Below are 3,539 nucleotides of genomic sequence, written 5' to 3'. Positions count from 1 at the left end.
TTTTCAGGTGTGCCATGACGATTATAGCAAAAGGATTACTACTTGCTTCCAATTAGTCACTGATAACTGATAACTGGTAACTGATAACTGAATAGAGTTTGTCAGCGAAACGTTTTTTTGTCTTTGCTGAAGCGGTAATCCTTTTGAGTTCTTTTTCTAGGGATTCGGGAATTTTTGTCCAATCAATCAATTGGTGAACTTCGGGAAAAAAGAAGCATAAAAACGCTTCAAAATACTCGCTTAATGCTTCTTTCCAGGGTTCATCATAATTGGCGGTTGTTTGGTTCATGGCGAGTCGCTGTCAATCAGAAAGTTAGGCGATCCTCTAGATTCATTATTCCCCATAAATATCATCAATGCTACTTGTCGTCACAAAACTTCCCATGAGAGCAACCTACATCTACATCTTAGCTAATGTTTCAACAAAAGTTTGATTCTCTCCCTTTGTCGCGGGTAAACTCACCTCTAACTCCCAACTTCCTCCTAAGGCTGCATTTCCTACCCGTCGGCTGGAAGCCGCTATTTTTGCCCCAGTAATTTGGGACAATTTATTAATAAACTCTGTCCCCGCATCTCCCGCCGCAACCTGACAACCGTAAAGTAGAATACGATTAATCTTTGCCCAATTCTGTAACTGTTGGCGGTAATCGTAAATATTTGTTAAATTAAGTTGACAATTCCCTAAATATAAGCATCCAGGCGCACCATGAGAAACGAGGTGAATGGTGCTAATCTGGGGATTTTGTGGTAAAAAAGCGGATATTTGTTCGATTCCGTCTTTATTGGGAGAGAGAATAACGGTGGCGACTCCAGGGATTACCCCAGCTTGGAGACTTTGATAATCGGTAACACCAGCATCAAGGAAAACTACAGTATTTAATTCGGGTGCGGTTAAACCCTGATTTCTCGCACTATCCACCTGATTAACTTGACTCAAGCCATCAGATTGAGCAAAATTGAACAAAACATCGTCAACAGCAGGAAGGCTCGGCAAAAGAGAAGAAGTGATGATATTAACCTCAAGGGATGACTGCGACTATTTTGCGCAAACAATCGCCAATTTTTCAAGACCCCTGTAACATCAATTAACATTTATACAGAAAACGGGTTTCTTCGAGAAACCCGTTTTCTCGATAATATTCACGATAACCCTATTATGCCTAAGATCTACCGTCTTGCCCAAGGTCATTTAAACCTATTGGAAACCTGTCCACCCAGATTTCAAAAAGTCTATCTAGAGGAACTTAACACACCGGCTGACCCTGAACAATTGCAGCGGCAAGAATGGGGCAGTCAGTTTCACCTATTATTACAGCAGCGGGAATTAGGACTGCCGATCGCGTCTCTGTTACAGGAAAATGAACAGTTAGAACATTGTTTAACAGCCCTATTAAAGGCTGCCCCGGCCATTGCCCAAAATCCGGGAGAAGCGAATCGCGAAGCGGAACATTCTCGCAGTTTAACTGTGGGTAATTATTTATTAACGGTTATCTATGATTTAATTTTATTAGAGAGCGATCGAGCCGTAATTTTTGACTGGAAAACCTACTTAAAACCTATCGATGCTGACAAACTAGCCAAAAATTGGCAGACGAGACTTTATCTGTATGTATTGGGAGAAACTTCTGCTTATCCTCTTGATAGTTTATCGATGACCTATTGGTTTGTGCAGCTACCCCGCAGCCCCGAACAAATTACTTTTAACTATAATCGGAAACTACACCAACAGACAGGGCGAGATTTACGCCGTTTATTGAAAGATCTCGATCGCTATCTATCAGCATACCAAAATGATTTAGTCGATTTTCCCCATCGTCCCGATTGTCAGCTTCATTGTCCCTATTATCTTGGACAAGAGCGATCGAGCAAAATAGAGTTACCCTCGATCGATCATATCCCTGAAATCAATCCTTTTGTCTAATTTTGCTAATTTCGTCAGAATTCAGCAGTCAGGAGATTGCTTTTATTTATTCTCCCCACACCCTAACCCCACTCTGCAATAATTACTGGCAGCCAGAAATGCGTTGGTTTCTTATCATACTTTGTGTTTTTTGTCAAAAAAACTTTTTTTTTGCAACAAAACTACACAAAAAAAAGATCATCGTTGTGGGTGAAATTGACTAATTTACCTGTCTTAACTAGGATCACCTTGTAGGTGTGGCAAGGGTTTCAACCACTGCTGCCCAAAAAAGCACAGAATAACCGACTATGAAATTCTACCAAATCGCTGTAACCATTGCAACATCGTTGTTAAATAAAAATCTTTCTCAATTAATTCTTAAGAATTTATAAATATTGCGGAATGTTAATTTAAATATTCTCAAGTGTTTAGAGTCAATAAATAATTTTTGCTTATCTTTGTCAAAAAATAGAACTCCTGCAAAAATCCCACATCTAGCATTGGGTTAGGAGTCAGGATTGAGGAGACAGTATTCAGGAGATTATTTTTATTTATCCTTCCCACACCCCACTTCCCACTTCCCACTTCCCATTCTCGACAATTCTCCTTCCCCGCCCCGATAATAACAAAAGACAGATCGATCGCTTGCGCTCATGACCGGCAACCACTACCAGACCTTAGAAATCAGCTATAAATCGACCCCTGACGAGATTAAACAGGCCTATCGGCGTTTAGCAAGAAAATTCCATCCCGATAGTCAAAACGATAGTGCCAGTCACGATAAAATCGTCGCTATTAACGCCGCCTACGAGATATTAAGCGATCCGAGACTAAGAAAAGACTACGATAACCAACTAATCAGCAATTCTCCGGAAAAGCGCGCCCAACGCACTGCCACCGCCCAAGCAAATTACCATCGTTACAAAGAAGCAGCCCGGGAAGACGAAGCCCTGGTCAAACAGTGGTATAACCAGACCTATAGCCCGATTAATCGGCTGATCGGTCAAATTATCCGGCCTCTCAAAGGTCAGATCGATCACCTATCTGCCGATCCCTTCGATGATCAGTTAATGGCTGTTTTTCAAGACTATCTAGAAACCTGTCGCCAAAATCTCGATCGAGCCAAAACCCTCTTTTGCCAACGGCCAAACCCTGCCAAAATGGCCAAAGTGGCCGCTTCTCTTTACTACTGTCTCAATCATCTCACTGATGGACTAGAAGAATTGGAAACCTTTACCCTTAACTACGATGATCGCTCTCTCCACACCGGCCAAGAAATGTTTCGCATGGCCCAGCGTTTACAGGTGGAAGCTAAACAGATAGCCAGTCAGTGCCAAAATTAGACCTCTTGTAAAAATCAAAAATTGTTGTTAGGGTTAGGAGTCAGTAGCCAGTAGTCAGGAGAATTAAGAATGAATAACAATCAATTAAATGGTCTATTTACAGATTTTAGGCCATTTAATCCTTATTTTTGCAGTCTTTGAAGCTTGAAAAATTAATTATCGAAAATTTGGGTTAAAACCCCGTCGTTTTACGACGGCTTTTCTTGATCTTTAATAGAGCATCTGAGAACTTCCAGGGTTGCACCTCTCAGTTATCAGTTATCAGTTATCAGTTATCAGTGGGTAAGTCATCAGTT

General features: G+C 41.1%; 4 protein-coding genes. 2 read left to right on the top strand and 2 right to left on the bottom strand.

Annotated features, from left to right (window positions below; translation table 11 throughout):
* Nucleotides 1-52: 52 nt before the first annotated feature.
* Entirely contained in the window at nucleotides 53-289 is a 237-nt protein-coding gene (locus IM319_RS03700) for a hypothetical protein (RefSeq protein ID WP_061431623.1), read from the bottom strand.
* 111 nt (nucleotides 290-400) lie between these two features.
* Entirely contained in the window at nucleotides 401-1,009 is a 609-nt protein-coding gene (locus tag IM319_RS03695; protein WP_287734692.1) for a DUF4347 domain-containing protein, read from the bottom strand.
* Between the two features lie 147 nt (nucleotides 1,010-1,156).
* Here IM319_RS03695 and IM319_RS03690 point away from each other — a divergent pair, with 147 nt between their 5' ends.
* Together IM319_RS03690 and IM319_RS03685 are read left to right on the top strand one after the other, a co-directional pair.
* A complete protein-coding gene (locus IM319_RS03690) occupies nucleotides 1,157-1,921 on the top strand; it encodes a PD-(D/E)XK nuclease family protein (RefSeq protein ID WP_287684582.1) in 765 nt (254 codons plus the stop codon).
* 632 nt (nucleotides 1,922-2,553) lie between these two features.
* Nucleotides 2,554-3,243 (top strand): J domain-containing protein, encoded by a 690-nt coding sequence (locus IM319_RS03685; RefSeq protein ID WP_287674038.1) that lies wholly within the window; start codon nucleotides 2,554-2,556, stop codon nucleotides 3,241-3,243.
* Nucleotides 3,244-3,539 lie beyond the last annotated feature (296 nt).

Origin of the sequence: Microcystis sp. M113S1 (assembly GCF_020246945.1) — a bacterium.
Taxonomy (GTDB): Bacteria; Cyanobacteriota; Cyanobacteriia; order Cyanobacteriales; family Microcystaceae; genus Microcystis.
This window is presented reverse-complemented; position numbering and strand designations above follow the sequence as displayed.